This is a genomic window from Insolitispirillum peregrinum, assembly GCF_900156605.1.
In the GTDB taxonomy this organism is placed as follows: Bacteria; Pseudomonadota; Alphaproteobacteria; order Rhodospirillales; family Rhodospirillaceae; genus Insolitispirillum; species Insolitispirillum peregrinum.
On record NZ_FTOA01000001.1, the window covers coordinates 86772 to 101382 of the forward strand.

11 protein-coding genes are annotated in these 14611 nt (G+C 61.4%); 7 read left to right on the forward strand and 4 right to left on the reverse strand.

Annotated features, from left to right (window positions below; all coding sequences use genetic code 11):
- Window positions 1-341: 341 nt before the first annotated feature.
- Window positions 342-614 (forward strand): HU family DNA-binding protein, encoded by a 273-nt coding sequence (locus BW995_RS00365; RefSeq protein WP_076397964.1) that lies wholly within the window; start codon window positions 342-344, stop codon window positions 612-614.
- A gap of 273 nt (window positions 615-887) precedes the next feature.
- Here BW995_RS00365 and BW995_RS00370 read toward each other — a convergent pair whose 3' ends face one another.
- The 4 genes from BW995_RS00370 to BW995_RS00385 are packed head-to-tail and all read right to left on the reverse strand — an operon-like array spanning window position 888 to window position 5097.
- The gene (locus tag BW995_RS00370) at window positions 888-1970 is read right to left on the reverse strand and encodes a hypothetical protein (protein WP_076397966.1); all 1083 of its coding nucleotides are present in this window, start codon (window positions 1968-1970) and stop codon (window positions 888-890) included.
- A gap of 5 nt (window positions 1971-1975) precedes the next feature.
- Window positions 1976-3103: an NAD(P)/FAD-dependent oxidoreductase gene (locus tag BW995_RS00375; protein ID WP_076397968.1), complete on the reverse strand. Its 1128-nt coding sequence runs from the start codon at window positions 3101-3103 to the stop codon at window positions 1976-1978.
- 56 nt (window positions 3104-3159) lie between these two features.
- On the reverse strand, window positions 3160-4560 hold the full coding sequence (locus BW995_RS00380) for a hypothetical protein (RefSeq protein ID WP_139332700.1): 1401 nt from the start codon (window positions 4558-4560) through the stop codon (window positions 3160-3162).
- Entirely contained in the window at window positions 4561-5097 is a 537-nt protein-coding gene (locus BW995_RS00385) for a hypothetical protein (RefSeq protein ID WP_076397971.1), read from the reverse strand.
- 446 nt (window positions 5098-5543) lie between these two features.
- Between BW995_RS00385 and BW995_RS00390 the strand changes: the two genes are divergently transcribed.
- From BW995_RS00390 to BW995_RS00415, 6 genes are all read left to right on the forward strand, one after another.
- The gene (locus BW995_RS00390; protein ID WP_084194550.1) at window positions 5544-7682 is read left to right on the forward strand and encodes a molybdopterin oxidoreductase family protein; all 2139 of its coding nucleotides are present in this window, start codon (window positions 5544-5546) and stop codon (window positions 7680-7682) included.
- A gap of 23 nt (window positions 7683-7705) precedes the next feature.
- Window positions 7706-8554, forward strand: coding sequence for a division plane positioning ATPase MipZ (locus BW995_RS00395; RefSeq protein WP_076397972.1), 849 nt, complete (start codon window positions 7706-7708; stop codon window positions 8552-8554).
- 243 nt (window positions 8555-8797) lie between these two features.
- On the forward strand, window positions 8798-9676 hold the full coding sequence (locus BW995_RS00400) for a UTP--glucose-1-phosphate uridylyltransferase (RefSeq protein WP_076397974.1): 879 nt from the start codon (window positions 8798-8800) through the stop codon (window positions 9674-9676).
- 125 nt (window positions 9677-9801) lie between these two features.
- On the forward strand, window positions 9802-11121 hold the full coding sequence (locus BW995_RS00405) for a UDP-glucose dehydrogenase family protein (protein WP_076397975.1): 1320 nt from the start codon (window positions 9802-9804) through the stop codon (window positions 11119-11121).
- Window positions 11122-11205: 84 nt separating this feature from the next.
- Entirely contained in the window at window positions 11206-12843 is a 1638-nt protein-coding gene (locus BW995_RS00410) for an alpha-D-glucose phosphate-specific phosphoglucomutase (RefSeq protein ID WP_076398858.1), read from the forward strand.
- 163 nt (window positions 12844-13006) lie between these two features.
- A complete protein-coding gene (locus BW995_RS00415; protein ID WP_076397977.1) occupies window positions 13007-13855 on the forward strand; it encodes a GNAT family N-acetyltransferase in 849 nt (282 codons plus the stop codon).
- Window positions 13856-14611: the final 756 nt, after the last annotated feature.

A 14611-nucleotide genomic window follows, 5' to 3' on the forward strand; every position in this document is an offset into this window, starting at 1 on the left:
TATCGCGCTGACTGCTTTTGTCATACCGTCATATTGATACCTGTGGGTGATGTGCCTGTTTCACTGTCCGCCGTCTGGTCGCGCTCTGTGCCGGAAAGACAAGGGGGCGGCTTTCCAGCCACGGCAAAGGGGCATGGCATCCTGCACCCCCGGTTCCCATAGGGCAGTCAAGTAAAAAAAACGCGGTTTTGTGCGGGTTTCAGAGGCTTTTGCGGTTGACAGACAGGGGCTTGCCGGGCTTTCTCCTGTCGGGGATGTTGCCCGGTTTTATCCGGGCGACGCGGGATGTTTTTTGAAAAGTCCGTTCCACCGAAACGTACTGTCCAAGGAGACTTTGTAATATGAACAAGAGCGATCTCGTCGATGCCGTCGCTGCTGAGTCCGGCCTGACGAAGGCGGATGCCGCCAAGGCTGTGGACGCTCTCTTCGACGCCATCACCGGCGCCCTGAAGCAGGGTGACGAAGTGCGCCTCGTCGGTTTCGGCACCTTCGCCGTTTCCGAACGGGCTGCCCGCACCGGCAAGAACCCGCGCACCGGCGAAGAGATCACCATCGAAGCTTCCAAGCAGCCGAAGTTCAAGCCCGGCAAGGGCCTGAAGGACGCTCTGAAGTAAGACGGGGGCTGGTGGGCTTTTCAGGCTCATAGCTCTGGAGCATTGTGCGAAAAGTGGAAACCGGTTTTCGCAACAACAATGCGGCAAAACAAAAATCCAGAGCTGTGAGCATGGTTTATTCCAAGGCTCACAGCTCTGGAGTTTGTCTGAAAGGCCAATGGCAGGGACCGTCGGCCTTTGTTTCAGGACAGACCATGAAAACGGCACCGCCCCATGGGAGCGGTGCCGTTTTTGTTGGTGCAGGGGCTTGTTCCTTGCCGCAGTGCCTGAGCCTTACAGGTTGAGCGGAATACGGGCCTCCAGCGGCTTGTAGGCATCGACGCCTTCAAGGACCACGCCGTCAAAGCCAAGGTCCATCAGGGCGGCAAAGGTCTTGCCGACCAGCGCCCGCCATTCGGCGTCCCAGAACTTGACGTCATACTCGCCGGGGACAGCCACCACCGGCGAGGCAATCCAGTCCGGCGAGCCGACTTTCCAGTCATTCTTCCAGTAATAGCGGGTATCGCGGGCGTGGGCGATGTCCAGCCGGGCGAGGATCAGCCGCCGGGTGCCTACTTTCTTTTGGTGCAGTGATCTGACGTCGGCGTAGGTCAACGGGGTGCGGTCGCGGTGAAAGGCGTCCATCACCACCATGTCCCAGTTGGTCTGCCCCAGCGCAACCACCAGATCGTCCTTGGTGGTATAACCGGCGTTGCCATCCAGGAACAGGACGTTGCGGGCTTCGCCAAGGCCGTTGATGTTGTTGGAGTTCTCTCCTGTCGGAGGGTCGGCCGGGACGCGATCAAGGCCACGGGGGGACATGTCGACATGGGCCAGCACGCCGTTCTTGCGGCTTTCGGCCAGCGCCGTGCCGACCATCTGGCGGGTTTCGCAATGATCAACCGACAGGACGCTCAGGCCATTGTCCTGCAACATGCGGATGAAGCCGACCGAGGCGGTTGAATCGACCACCGGCACGCAATACTGGTCGTTCATCACCACGCCGTCGATGGCCTTGACGTAGCGCCGGTGGGGGGAGCCCAGCGGCGTGGTGGCGACAGGAATACGCGGGTCCGGGTTGGGGTTGAGCAGGGCCTCCATTTTGACTTCCCGCTCTTCCTTGACGGTCAGGCCGAGGCCTTCGCGGGTGAGCACGATAAAGCGGGCGTTGCGGCCTTTGGCGTAATCGGACAGGCCGGTCACCAGATCGCGCAGGCTGCCGCGATAATCGGGGATTTTCATCGGCGGTGCCAAAGGTGCGGGCGCGGGCGCAGCGGTCGGAGCCTTGCTGCTTTGGGCCAGAGCAGGCAGAACCGGGGCAGCAGCCCCGAGCAGGATGGCCGTGGCAAGCAGGGCAGACGTGGCGAAAGAGGGCATGGTGATTACAACCATTCAACCAGAAGACGGGCTACATGGTCGGCCAAAGGCAAGGACGACGTCAAGCCGGGAGACTCTATTCCGTACAAAGTAAACAGACCATCAATGCCACAGTCGGTCGGGGTCTGGATCATGAAGTCGGCAGCCCCCCCCGCCAGCGCCGGTATTTTGGGCCGGACGCCACTATAGGCCGGTTGCAGAGCCTGATCCGGCAGGCCGGGCCAGTATCGGCGGATGGCGGCATAAAAGGCGTCTCCCCGGCGGGGATCAACGCGATAGTCAATCCGTGCCGGGTCGGCGTGATCCAGCCATTCGACATCGGGGCCGAACCGTCCGCGACCGGCCATGTCAACGGTATAATGGACACCCAGCCCGCCATTGACCGGCACCGGATAGACCAGGGTTTGGAATGGCGGAGAGGTGGCAAGGTCGAAATAGTTTCCCTTGGCCAGCGTTAGCGGAGGGATATGGTCCGGGGCCAGCCCGGCAATGGTGGCGTTGACCTTTTGCGCTGACAGCCCGGCGGCATTGACCACCACCCGGCAGCGCAAGGTCATCGGCTCGGCGCCGCCGCACTCGAGTTCCAGCCCGCCAGAGGGCAGGGGACGCCCCCCCAGCACCGGGGTTTGCACAACCAGAGAGGCGCCATGCTGCTCGGCTTCGCCTAGACAGGCCAGCATCAGGCCGTGGCTGTCGATGATGGCGGTGGTCGGCGACCACAGGGCGGCAGCACAGGACAGGGCGGGTTCCCGCGCCATTGCCTGTGCGCCGTCCAGCCATTCCAGCATCACGCCATTGGCCGCGGCGGCGGCCTGAATGCTGCCCAGCCGTTCGGCTTCGGCGTCGTTGGTGGCAACGATCAGCTTGCCGGTCACACGGTACTCAACGCCATGGTCGGCACACCATTGCGGCAGGCGACGGTTCCCTTCGACGCACAGGCGGGCTTTCAGGCTGCCAGCGGGGTAATAGATCCCGGCATGGGAAACCTCGGAATTGCGGGCACTGGTGATGGTCCCAAAGGCGCTTTCGGCCTCCAGACACAGCACACCGTACCCGGCTCGGGCGAGGGCTGCCGAGCAGGCAAGGCCGACCACACCGGCACCGATGACGGCGACGTCAATATCCCAGCTCATCAATGGCGTTCCTGTACGATGCAAGGCAGGGGACGGCAGGCGCAACGAAAGGGTAATTACAGTTTTTCGGCGCGCCCGTTCCGCAAGGATTCAAAAAGGCCTTCGCAGACGGTGCGCAGGTTGTCAAAGTTGCGGATTGAACCGGAATCCGCCGGTGCATCCGCCTGATAGTTGTAGTTGTTGTTGAATTTGGCAGGCAGTTCAAACCAGATCGCCCGCCGGTCTTCGGCCGTAAAGAACCGTTCCAGGTCCGCGCGCGGGAACGTCTCCATCGCCAGCGTCAGGATATCGCGGGTGATGTCCTTGTTCTGGATATGGGTCAGGCTGGCGGCCAGTTCGGGGGGCAGGGCGCGGGCGGAAACGCCGATCACCCGCATGATGAAATCGGGACAGTTGACGGCATTGCTCAGTTCCTTTTCATCGCGGAACAGGGCGAACACGTCCTCGCCAAATACCGGGGTCAGGCGGCGAATGGTGGTTTCAGCACCCGTGCCGGCTTTTTTGAGGGCGGCGAAGCAATCAAGGTAGCGGGTCAGCAGCAGGTCAAAAATCCGCCGCTCTTCCTGTGGCAGTTGTTTCAGTTTGGCCTGTTCGGCAGCCTCCTCGGCCGGGTCCCGCTGCTGCTTGCTGGCCGGGCGTTGTTGCGCCATCCGGTTGGGCGAACGGGAAACCCCCAGCCTGGCTTCGGCGTAAACGCGGGCAAAGCCCTTGGCCTGGGCAATGTCTTCGGCATTCAGGCGGATCAGGTTTTCCAGATCGCGCGGTTCGGTGAAATAGGCCAGCAGGTCCCCCAGAGCCTCGACCTGACGGGTTTGCAACTGGCCGTACAGCGGGATCAGGCGGAACTGCCTGTCGCTGTTCAGCAAGGGCTTGATCAGCTCGTACAGGCCGTGACCGGGGTATTCGTCGCGGAACTGGTCGGGGGTAAAGGTCGGTGTGCCCGAGGTCAGTTCCTTGATGCTGCCCAGCAGGCGACCGGTCAGCGATTGCCGCTTTTTTTCTTCTTCCTGCTGGTACTCGGCGGTGGCCTGACGGGCGCGGGCGGTGGCCCAGCGGCGTTCCTGCCGTTCCATGTACAGGCGGGCCGATCCATACAGATGGGCCATGATCACTTCGTCATAGGTGCGGCCACAGGGGCCGATCGGCTGCGTGCGGTCGCTGACCAGTTCGCCGGTTTCCTGATGCAGGAACAGGTCGCGGAACTGCTTTTCGCCGCGCAGTTCCCAGGCCGCCGTCAACAGGGTGGCGACCACTTCGGGGTGGCGGCGCAGAACGTCATCGACGGTGTCCAGTCCCTTGATTGGCTCGATGACCGCACCATGGCCTGCGCGTTGCAACAGGGAGCAGAGGATTTCATAGCCGATCTGGCACTGTTCACGCAGACGGGGGATGCGGCGTTCACGGCCTGAGGGGGTCTTGGCAGGCTTGCTTTCTTTGACCATCGGACTAACTCTCATCTATCCCAGCTCCAGCAGGGCCGGTGCCCGATCAATGATGGTGGACAAAATGCGTTCGGCCTGACGCTGTTTGGCCTGCATGTCCTCACTGATCAGTCCTTCGTAGCGTGGATCGCTTAACCAGCGATTTGCGTCATAAAGGTTTTTTATCTCGCGGACAAACACTTCACGCGATCCGAGCGGCAGATTCGTCTCGCGAGAGAGAGCGTCCAGAAATTTCAGCGAACAGTCAAGTAATGTTGCCCAGATCTTGACTGTCAGGCCAGTAAACCGCCTTCTGAACGGAGTTTCCGGGTCTTCGGGCAACTGTTCGAGCCGCCGTTCAATAACGATCGAAAAGGCCCAGCACTCGGAAATAAGGTCGCGGTTTTTCATGTATTGCGAGAAGTGTGACGCCATTCCTCCCTGCTTTGAGTTGTGGAGGGACAGCATCAGGCGGTCAGTGCTGGTGTTCAGGTCCTGGACTTTATACTCCAGAATATCAAGGAAACGGCCAATTTCTGCCGTTACCTTGTTATATGCCGGAGAATGGGTCACCTTGTCGTGTCCTCGAATGATGAGACAGGGGGGAGTTGTCTGTACTCTGACAGATTGCCAGTCCCTTACGGCCCGGCGACGCTTTGAAATAGGGAGTCAATCGCCCTGGGGGCAGGGGGGAGGCGACTGATGGATCACATTTTAGGATGTATACCTTATTTTTAAGGAGAGTAAAAAAGGAATACCATGTGCCCACCATCACAGCGTCATTTTGCCTCTGATGTATCTCCTTGGGTTGATCTGTTTTTATTTGTGAAGCGCATAAGGTGTGCATTCTTATACTTAGGGGCCAATATTGTGCCTTTGGTGTAGGTTTCTGGTCTATGTCTGGAATGGTTGATGGCAGAGAGAATGGTATCCGTTGCCCTGACGGCAGGTTAAGGATAAGAAAAAAGGACCGAACTGAAAGGCAGGCTGTGGTGATGATGTCTTTGGCATTCCCTGTGATGTGCTGGGCTCCGGATGGCGCAAATGCAGCGCCGACGCAGGCGGAGGCGAAAAACGGGGTGAGCATTCACCATTCCGTCTGCCCCCACGATTGTCCCAGTGTGTGCGCACTGGATGTCGAGGTGGTCAACGGGGAGCGTATCGGGCGCGTGCGCGGTGCGCCGCAGGCCTATACCGACGGAGTGATCTGCGCCAAGGTTGCCCGCTATGCCGAACGGGCCAATCATCCTGATCGCCTGACGGTGCCGCTGAAGCGCGTCGGGCCGAAGGGGAGCGGTGAATTTACGCCGATCTCGTGGGACGAGGCGCTGGATACGGTGGCTGAGGCGTTCCGGTCAGCGGCGGACCGGCATGGCCCGGAAACCGTCTGGCCCTATTTCTACGCCGGGACCATGGGACTGGTGCAGCGGGACGGCATCGAGCGCCTGCGGCACGTGATGGGCTATTCCGAGCAGCACAAGACCTATTGCACCGCGCTGGCGACGGCAGGCTGGATGGCGGCGGCGGGCCACCGTCTGGGAACCGACGCGCGCGAAATGGCAGAGTCCGAGGTGATTGTCGTCTGGGGCGGCAACCCGGTCCATACCCAGGTGCAGGTGATGAACTGGGTGGCGCGGGCCAAAAAGAACAACGGTGCCAGGCTGGTGGTGGTCGATCCCTACCGCACGCCGACGGCGGAAAAGGCAGACCTGCATGTGATGCTGCGACCGGGTACCGATGGGGCGCTGGCCTGTGCGGTGATGCATGTCCTGTTCCGTGATGGTTTGGCCGACCGCGACTGGATGGCTCGCTTTACCGACGAACCCGAGGCACTGGAACAGCATCTTGCTACCCGTACCCCGGAGTGGGCCGAGGCCATCACCGGCGTTCCGGCAGCGACAATTGTTGAATTTGCCCGTCTGTACGGTGGTACCAAAAAGAGCTTCCTGCGCGTCGGCTATGGCTTTACCCGCTCGCGCAACGGGGCGGTCAACATGCATGCGGTGGCCTGTCTGCCGTCGGTGACCGGTGCATGGGCCCATTATGGCGGCGGGGCGTTGTGGGGCAATGGCGGCGTGTTTGGCATCAGCAAGACCCTGATCGAGGGTCTGGACCGGCGCAGGCCGGGGGTGCGCTCGCTGGACATGAGCCGGATCGGGCCGGTGCTGGCCGGAAATCCGCAGGATCTGGGCGATGGGCCACCAGTGACGGCCATGCTGGTGCAAAGCTGCAACCCGGCGGCAGTGGCCCCGGAAACGGCGCTGGTCCGGCAGGGCTTGCTGCGCGACGACCTGTTCCTGTGCGTCCACGAACAGTTCATGACCGATACCGCCCGCTATGCCGACATTGTGCTGCCCGCCACCATGTTCACCGAACATGACGATCTGTATGTGGCCAGTGGTCATACCTTCCTGCAATGCCATCGTGCGGTGGTTCCGCCGCTGGGCGAATGCCGGTCGAACCATGAGGTGATTTGTGCGCTGGCCGAACGGCTGGGGGCCGATCATCCGGGATTCCGCATGAGCGCGTGGGAGATGATTGATACCACCCTGAAAACTTCGGGCTATGAGGGGGCGGACGCCCTGCTGACGGCCCGCTGGCAGGACAAGGCCCGCACCGGCGACGATGCCCGCTTCCTGAATGGCTTTGGTCATGCGGATGGCAAGTTCCATTTCCGCGCCGACTGGGCGGCACAGGGACCGGCCCATCACGGTCTGCCGACCCTGCCGGACCACGCGGCGGTGATCGACGAGGCCAGCGCGGAGCATCCGTTCCGTCTGGTGGCAGCGCCAGCCCGCAATTTCCTCAACAGCACCTTTACCGAAACCCCCACCAGCCAAAAGCTGGAAAAGGAACCAACCGCCCTGATCCATCCCGATGATGCCGCCGGTCTGGGGTTGGTGGAAGGCCAGCCGGTTTCGCTGGGCAACAGTCGGGGGGTGGTTGTGGTGGCGTGGAAGCCCTTTGCCGGGCTGTGCAAGGGCGTGGTGGTGGTGGAAAGCATCTGGCCCAATAAAAATTTTGCTGGCGGGTTGGGAATCAATACGCTTATTTCCGCAGAGGCAGGTTATCCCAATGGTGGTGGCGTCTTCCACGATACCGCCATCTGGGTTCGTCCCGGTCTGGTGCCGTTTTCTTCGCTCTCGGCGTCGTCGTAAACAGTTCAGGAAGGGGAAAACCCATGGAACAACAGACTCCCCCGCATGGGCAGGGCGCCAAAAACCCCGGCAAGGCCCATGTGATTGTTGTCGGCAACGAAAAGGGTGGGTCGGGCAAGTCCACGGTGGCGATGCACCTGATTGTCAGCTTGCTGCGTGGTGGCCTGACCGTCGGGTCGGTGGACCTTGATGCCCGACAGGCCACGTTGTCGCGTTATGTGGAAAACCGCACCGCCTACGCAGAGAAACACCAGATCCGCCTGCCGATGTCGGTCCATTATTCCATTCTGCCGTCGGGGACACAGGCCAGTGACGAACAGAACCTGCGCGAGGTGATGGAGTACCTGAACGGGTTCTGCGACACCATCGTCATTGACACGCCGGGTGCCGATACCTTCCTCAGCCGGGCCGGGCATTCCTATGCCGATACGCTGATTACCCCGCTGAACGACAGCTTTATTGATCTGGACGTTCTGGCCCGCGTTGACCCGGAAACAATGAAGGTTCTGGGCGGCAGCCACTACACCCAGATGGTGTTCGATGTGCGCAAGCGGCGGCAGTTCCGCGATGGCGGCTCGATTGCCTGGGTGGTGCTGCGCAACCGCTTGTCGCACCTGTCGGCGCGCAGCAAGCACGAAATGGAGCGGCTGATTGGTGATCTGGCCCAGCGGCAGGGCTTTGTGCACATTCAGGGGCTGGGCGAGCGGGTGATTTACCGCGAGCTGTTCTTTTCCGGCCTGACCCTGCTGGACCTGAACAAGGACGGGGTGCAGGTGGACATGAACATGTCGCATGTGGCCGCCCGGCAGGAATTGCGGGTGTTGCTGGATGCGATCAGCAAGGCCCAGGCGGGCGGGCACCGGGCGGCGTAAATCGGACGTTCGTTTTTTTTCTGTCCCGCGGCCCGACAAGACGGCGATTCTGTGACATTGTGACCAAAACCGGGCACTTGCCCGCCAGCCGTCAGCCAGAAGCCACGGAAAGCTTGGGGCCTTTGTGTCAGCATTGTGATGGCTTGCAGAGGCCGTCTGTCCGTGGCACAAAAAGAACAGCGGAGATCCGGTCCGCATCGTCTTCGGCAGGCCGAGCGTCTGTCATTCTTTCAAGAGGTTCTTATGACCCGTCGTGTCCGCAAAGCCGTCTTCCCCGTTGCCGGGCTGGGGACGCGCTTCCTTCCCGCCACCAAGCTGGTCGCCAAGGAAATGTTGCCGGTGGTTGACAAGCCGCTGATCCAGTACGCGGTGGAAGAATGCCGGAAGGCTGGCATCGAATATTTCATTTTCATCACCGGCCGTGGCAAGGCCGTTCTGGTCGATCATTTTGACCACGCGCCCGAGCTGGAATCCCTGCTGCGTGATCGCGGCAAGCGCGAGCCGCTCGACGAGCTGCTGGGTGGCCTGCCCAAGCCGGGCACCATCGTTGCCACCCGTCAGCAGGAGCCGCTGGGTCTGGGCCACGCCGTGCATTGCGCCCGCGCCTTTATCGGTGACGAGCCGTTTGCCGTCGTTCTGCCCGACGACATGGTGATGTCGGATCGTCCCTGCATCGGCCAGCTGATCGAAGCCTGGAACGATGTTGGCGGCAACGTGGTGGCGGTGGAAAACGTCCCGGCTGACCAGACCGACAAGTACGGCATTCTGGATGTGCAGGGGCAGCAGGGCAACCTGTTCAGCGCCAAGGGGCTGGTGGAAAAGCCGGCGGTCGGAACCGCTCCGTCGACGATGGCGATCATCGGTCGCTATGTGCTCGACCCGCTGGTGATGGACGAACTGGGCCGCACCAAGCCGGGCTCGGGCGGGGAAATCCAGTTGACCGACGCGATGAATGCCACCATCGGCAAGGTGCCGTTCCACGGCCTGCAATTCGACGGCGAGCGTTTCGATTGTGGCGACAAGGTCGGCTTCCTGAAGGCCAACATCCGCTTTGCCCTGGAACGCCCGAACATGCGGGACAAGGTTGCCAGCCTGATCAAGGATATTGCGGCAACCTTGTAAGCCTGCTACCCAATCCGGGGCCACTGCTGTCGGTGGCCCCGGTTTCGTCTGTACGACGGCACTCGCGAGCGGGGGTTCCGTGGGGGAGTGCTGTCGTTTCCTCATTACGGCTTTAGGGGTTTTCCATGCGTATTGCCATGATCGGCACGGGCTATGTTGGGTTGGTGTCCGGTGCCTGCTTCTCGGAATTTGGCGTCGAAGTCGTGTGCGTCGACAAGGACGAGAGCAAGATTGAGCGGTTGTTGCGTGGTGAAATCCCGATCTATGAACCGGGCCTCGACAAGCTGGTCACCAGCAATGCCGAAGCCGGTCGCCTGTCCTTTACCACCGACCTGAAAGAGGCGGTCAAGGGGGCCGATGCGGTGTTCATCGCTGTCGGCACGCCGACCCGTCGTGGTGGTGGTCATGCCGACCTCAGCTATGTCTATGCCGCCGCCAGGGAAATTGCCGAGGCGATGGACGGCTACACCGTGGTGGTCACCAAGTCCACCGTGCCGGTGGGCACTGGCCGTGAAGTCGAACGGGTCATTCGTGAAACCCGTCCCGATGCCGAATTCGATGTGGTGTCGAACCCCGAATTCCTGCGCGAAGGCTCGGCGATCAATGATTTCATGCGCCCGGACCGGGTGGTGATCGGGGCGGAAACCGATCGCGCGCGCGAGGTCATGCGCACCCTTTATCGCCCGCTGTTCCTGATCGAAACCCCGATCCTGTTCACCAGCCTGGAAACCAGCGAGCTGACCAAGTACGCCGCCAACACCTTCCTGGCTGCCAAGATCACCTTCATCAACGAAATGGCCGATCTGTGCGAAAAGGTCGGGGCCGACGTGCATGACGTTGCCAAGGGCATCGGTCTTGATGGCCGTATTGGCAAAAAGTTCCTGCATCCGGGGCCGGGTTACGGCGGGTCGTGCTTCCCCAAGGATACGCTGGCGCTGGTGCAGACTGCCCGTGACTCTGGTGCTCCGCTGCGGATCATCGAAACGGTGGTGGATATCAACGCCAAGCGCAAGCGCCAGATGGCCGATCGTATCGTCGAGTTCTGCGGTGGTTCGATGCAGGGCAAGACGGTGGCCATTCTGGGCCTGACCTTCAAGCCGAACACCGACGACATGCGCGACAGCCCGTCGCTGGACATCGTTCCGGCCCTGATCGACGCCGGTGCCACCGTGCGCGCCTATGATCCGGAAGGGATGGACGAAGCCAAAAAGCACCTTGATGGTGTGGTCTATTGCTCGGGTGCCTACGAGGCGATGGATGGCGCCGATGCGCTGGTGATCCTGACCGAATGGAATGAATTCCGTTCGCTGAACCTGACCCGGGTCAAGTCGTTGCTGAAGGAACCGGCGATGGTTGACCTGCGCAACATCTATGACCCGAAGCAGATGGCCGATCAGGGTTTCCGTTACCAGTGTGTTGGCCGCCCGCTGCGCAAGGCTGACTGATCAGGTGTTTGCTATAAAGAGGCTGCCTTGCTGGTGGCCTCTTTGTGTCTGCTGTGTACTGTTGATGCTTGGGGGGAAGCTGCCATGGCCGTCGTTCAGATCATTCCGACCACGCCCTTTGACGGGCAAAAGCCGGGCACGTCGGGGCTGCGCAAGAAAGTCAAAGTCTTTGCCCAGCCGCACTATCTGGAAAATTTCGTTCAGTCGATCTTTGACAGCCTGAGCGACTTTGCCGGGCAGACGCTGGTGGTGGGTGGTGATGGCCGCTACCATAACCGGGTGGCCATTCAGACCATCCTGCACATGGCGGCGGCGAACGGTTTTGGCCGGGTGCTGGTCGGGCAGGGCGGTATCCTGTCCACTCCGGCGGCATCCTGCGTGATCCGCAAGCATCAGGCCTATGGTGGCATCATCCTGTCGGCCAGCCACAATCCCGGCGGCCCGGACGAAGATTTTGGCATCAAGTACAACATCGGTGCCGGTGGCCCGGCGCCGGAAAGCATCACCGACGCCATCTATCTGCGCACCCAGACCATCGACAGCTATAAAATCCTGCCAGCAGAGGCGGTTGATCTCGATGTGATCGGCTCGCAGACGCTGGGCGGAATGGTGGTGGAGGTGATCGACCCGGTTGCCGATTACGCCGACCTGATGGCCTCGCTGTTTGATTTCGATGCCATCGGGGCCATGCTGCGTGATGGTGCGTTCCGCATGCGCTTTGATGCCATGCACGCGGTGACCGGTCCTTACGCCACCCGCATTCTGGAAGGGATGCTGGGCGCTCCGGCGGGGACAGTGATTAACGGCACGCCGCTGGAAGACTTTGGCGGTGGTCACCCGGACCCCAATCTGGTCTATGCCCATGATCTGGTCGCCGAAATGTTTGGTGCCAATGCGCCCGATTTCGGGGCGGCATCGGACGGGGACGGCGACCGCAACATGATTTTGGGCGGCAACTTCTTTGTCACCCCGTCGGACAGTCTGGCGGTGCTGGCGGCAAACGCCACCCTGTGCCCCGGCTATGCCGCTGGCCTGAAGGGCATTGCCCGCTCGATGCCGACCAGCAGGGCCGCTGATCTGGTGGCCGCCCGGCTGGGCATTCCGGCGTGGGAAACCCCGACCGGCTGGAAATTCTTTGGCACGTTGCTGGACGCTGGTAAGGCGACCCTGTGTGGCGAAGAAAGCTTTGGCACCGGCTCTGACCACGTGCGGGAAAAGGATGGCCTGTGGGCGGTGCTGATGTGGCTGAACGTGCTGGCCTGTCGCCGGGAACCGGTGTCGGCGATCGTCACCGCCCACTGGGCCGACTATGGCCGCACCTATTATTCGCGCCATGACTACGAAGCGATCGACAGCGCCGCCGCCGAATGCCTGATGGCCCACCTGCGCAGCGAAGGCCCCAAGCTGGCCGGGCAGGTTCTGGAAGGATTCACCGTCGCCGCCTGCGATGACTTTGCCTATACAGACCCGGTGGATGGCTCGGTCTCGACCAAGCAGGGCGTGCGGCTGATGTTCACCGATGGCTCGCGGGTGGTGTTCCGCCTGTCGGGGACCGGCACCGCCGGGGCCACCCTGCGCGTCTATCTGGAACGCCACGAGCCAAACCCGGCCCTGCACCAGCAAGATACGCAACAGGCTCTGGCTCCGTTGATTGCCATCGCCCAGCAGGTGGCCGACATTCGTGGCCGCAGCGGTCGTGACGCTCCGACGGTGATTACCTGATCGGGCGATCCTGTTCAGGATCGGCAAGAGCGCAGGGGCTGGCTGGCCTCTGCGCTCTTTTTCTGGGGAGAGGATCGCCTGCCCGGTTGCTGTCCTCAGAGGGACTGGGTAGTCTTGCAGATTGACCGGGTGCAGACTGTCGCAAGGAAAGGGAGGGTGACACATGCGCGTCGATGATCTGATCATTGATACGATGCAGATGTCCGATCTTCCGGCGCTGCACGGGCTGTCTGCCAGCATGGGATGGCCGCACCGGGCCGAGGACTGGGCGCTGAACTTGCGCAGTGGTCATGGTCTGGTGGCCCGCGATGCCATTGGGCGGCTGCATGGTTCGGCGATGTATTTTCCGATGGCGCAGGATCGCACCTCGCTGGGGATGGTGATTGCCCATCCTCGCCTTGAGCGGTCCGGCCTGCTGGAGCTGTTGACCCGCGAGGCGATGGAGCGCGCGGGAAGCTATGCGACGTTCCTGAATGCCTGCAGTGAAGTGCAAGTGGCCTGTCAGGGGATCGGCGCGCTGGGGCACAGTCTGGTCTATCAGACACAAGGCTATGTGGCCTCGGTGCCGATGGCGGCGGTCAGTGTCAAAACACGCGCAGCCCGGCCCGAAGACATGGCGGATATTCTGGCCTGTGACACCCGCGCCTATTCTGCTGATCGCCACGATGTGCTGGAACCGCTGTTTGCCGCCTCTGCGGCGGTGCGGGTGCTGACCCGGCGCGGCGAGATTCAGGGCTATGCCTGCGCCCGCCGGTTTGGTCGCGGGCAGGTGATCGGCCCGGTGATTGCCCGCAGCGAAGACGATGCCATCAGCCTGATTGCCCCGCTGCTGGACCGCTTTGTCGGTGAGTTCGTCCGCTTTGATACCCGTCTGGAAGACGGGCCGCTGCGGCGCTTTCTGCTGGCGTGTGGCCTGCATCCGGTGGGGACGGTGGTCACCATGACCTTCGGAGATGTCCCGCGTGGCGGTCCCGAGCGCGTTTACGGTCTGTCCAGCCATTCGCACGGCTGACGCTGGCGTCGTTCTTCTCAGGACAAGACAGTTGAGAAGCAATGATGGGCTACCGCCCATGCCCGTTCGGGGACGATGCCCCCGAACCCCCCTTTTTTCTTTGATGATCAAAAGAGCGGGGTCCGGGGCCTGAAGGCCCCGGCGAGGTATGGAGCAGCGCTCCATGATCCTGTTGTCTGTTTGTCGTGTTTCTGTGGGGAGCGAGGGCGAACAGGCAATCACCCGTTTTAAAGAAAACGAAGCTTCAATCCACGCCCCCGTGAGGGGGCGACACACAACCATCGTCACCGCCGCAGGCCGGGCCGCCGTTTCAATCCACGCCCCCGTGAGGGGGCGACCCACGCCAAGGGCGAGACGGTCTTTTACGAGGCCGTTTCAATCCACGCCCCCGTGAGGGGGCGACTTCCATGTAAAGTCCCTTCTTTGTGGATGATTTTGTTTCAATCCACGCCCCCGTGAGGGGGCGACGGCACCCACTGTACCAGACTGTTTTTACTCAGGGAAAGACGCATGTTGCGCGAACCTCTGGAATTCCAGTGCATAAATATATGCGTACATATAAAGTGAAAAAGAGAATCATGTCTTTTCAACAGATTACGCTGGCGCGAACCTCCCCGGAAATGCCGACACGCTTGAGGTTCGCGCTGTGCGCCCACCGGGCGGCCTTTCGAGCATTGTGCGAAAAGCGGGAACCGGCTTTCGCAAAAACAGTGCGACAAACCAAAAGGTCAGACCAGAACCCCCATTTCTTCTTTG

Coding starts and splice junctions, on each gene's coding strand:
- BW995_RS00365 (WP_076397964.1), top strand. CDS start 342: ATGAACAAGAGCGATCTCGTCGATGCCGTCGCTGCTGAGTCCGGCCTG.
- BW995_RS00370 (WP_076397966.1), bottom strand. CDS start 1,970: ATGCCCTCTTTCGCCACGTCTGCCCTGCTTGCCACGGCCATCCTGCTC.
- BW995_RS00375 (WP_076397968.1), bottom strand. CDS start 3,103: ATGAGCTGGGATATTGACGTCGCCGTCATCGGTGCCGGTGTGGTCGGC.
- BW995_RS00380 (WP_139332700.1), bottom strand. CDS start 4,560: ATGAGAGTTAGTCCGATGGTCAAAGAAAGCAAGCCTGCCAAGACCCCC.
- BW995_RS00390 (WP_084194550.1), top strand. CDS start 5,544: ATGTGCTGGGCTCCGGATGGCGCAAATGCAGCGCCGACGCAGGCGGAG.
- BW995_RS00395 (WP_076397972.1), top strand. CDS start 7,706: ATGGAACAACAGACTCCCCCGCATGGGCAGGGCGCCAAAAACCCCGGC.
- BW995_RS00400 (WP_076397974.1), top strand. CDS start 8,798: ATGACCCGTCGTGTCCGCAAAGCCGTCTTCCCCGTTGCCGGGCTGGGG.
- BW995_RS00405 (WP_076397975.1), top strand. CDS start 9,802: ATGCGTATTGCCATGATCGGCACGGGCTATGTTGGGTTGGTGTCCGGT.
- BW995_RS00410 (WP_076398858.1), top strand. CDS start 11,206: ATGGCCGTCGTTCAGATCATTCCGACCACGCCCTTTGACGGGCAAAAG.
- BW995_RS00415 (WP_076397977.1), top strand. CDS start 13,007: ATGCGCGTCGATGATCTGATCATTGATACGATGCAGATGTCCGATCTT.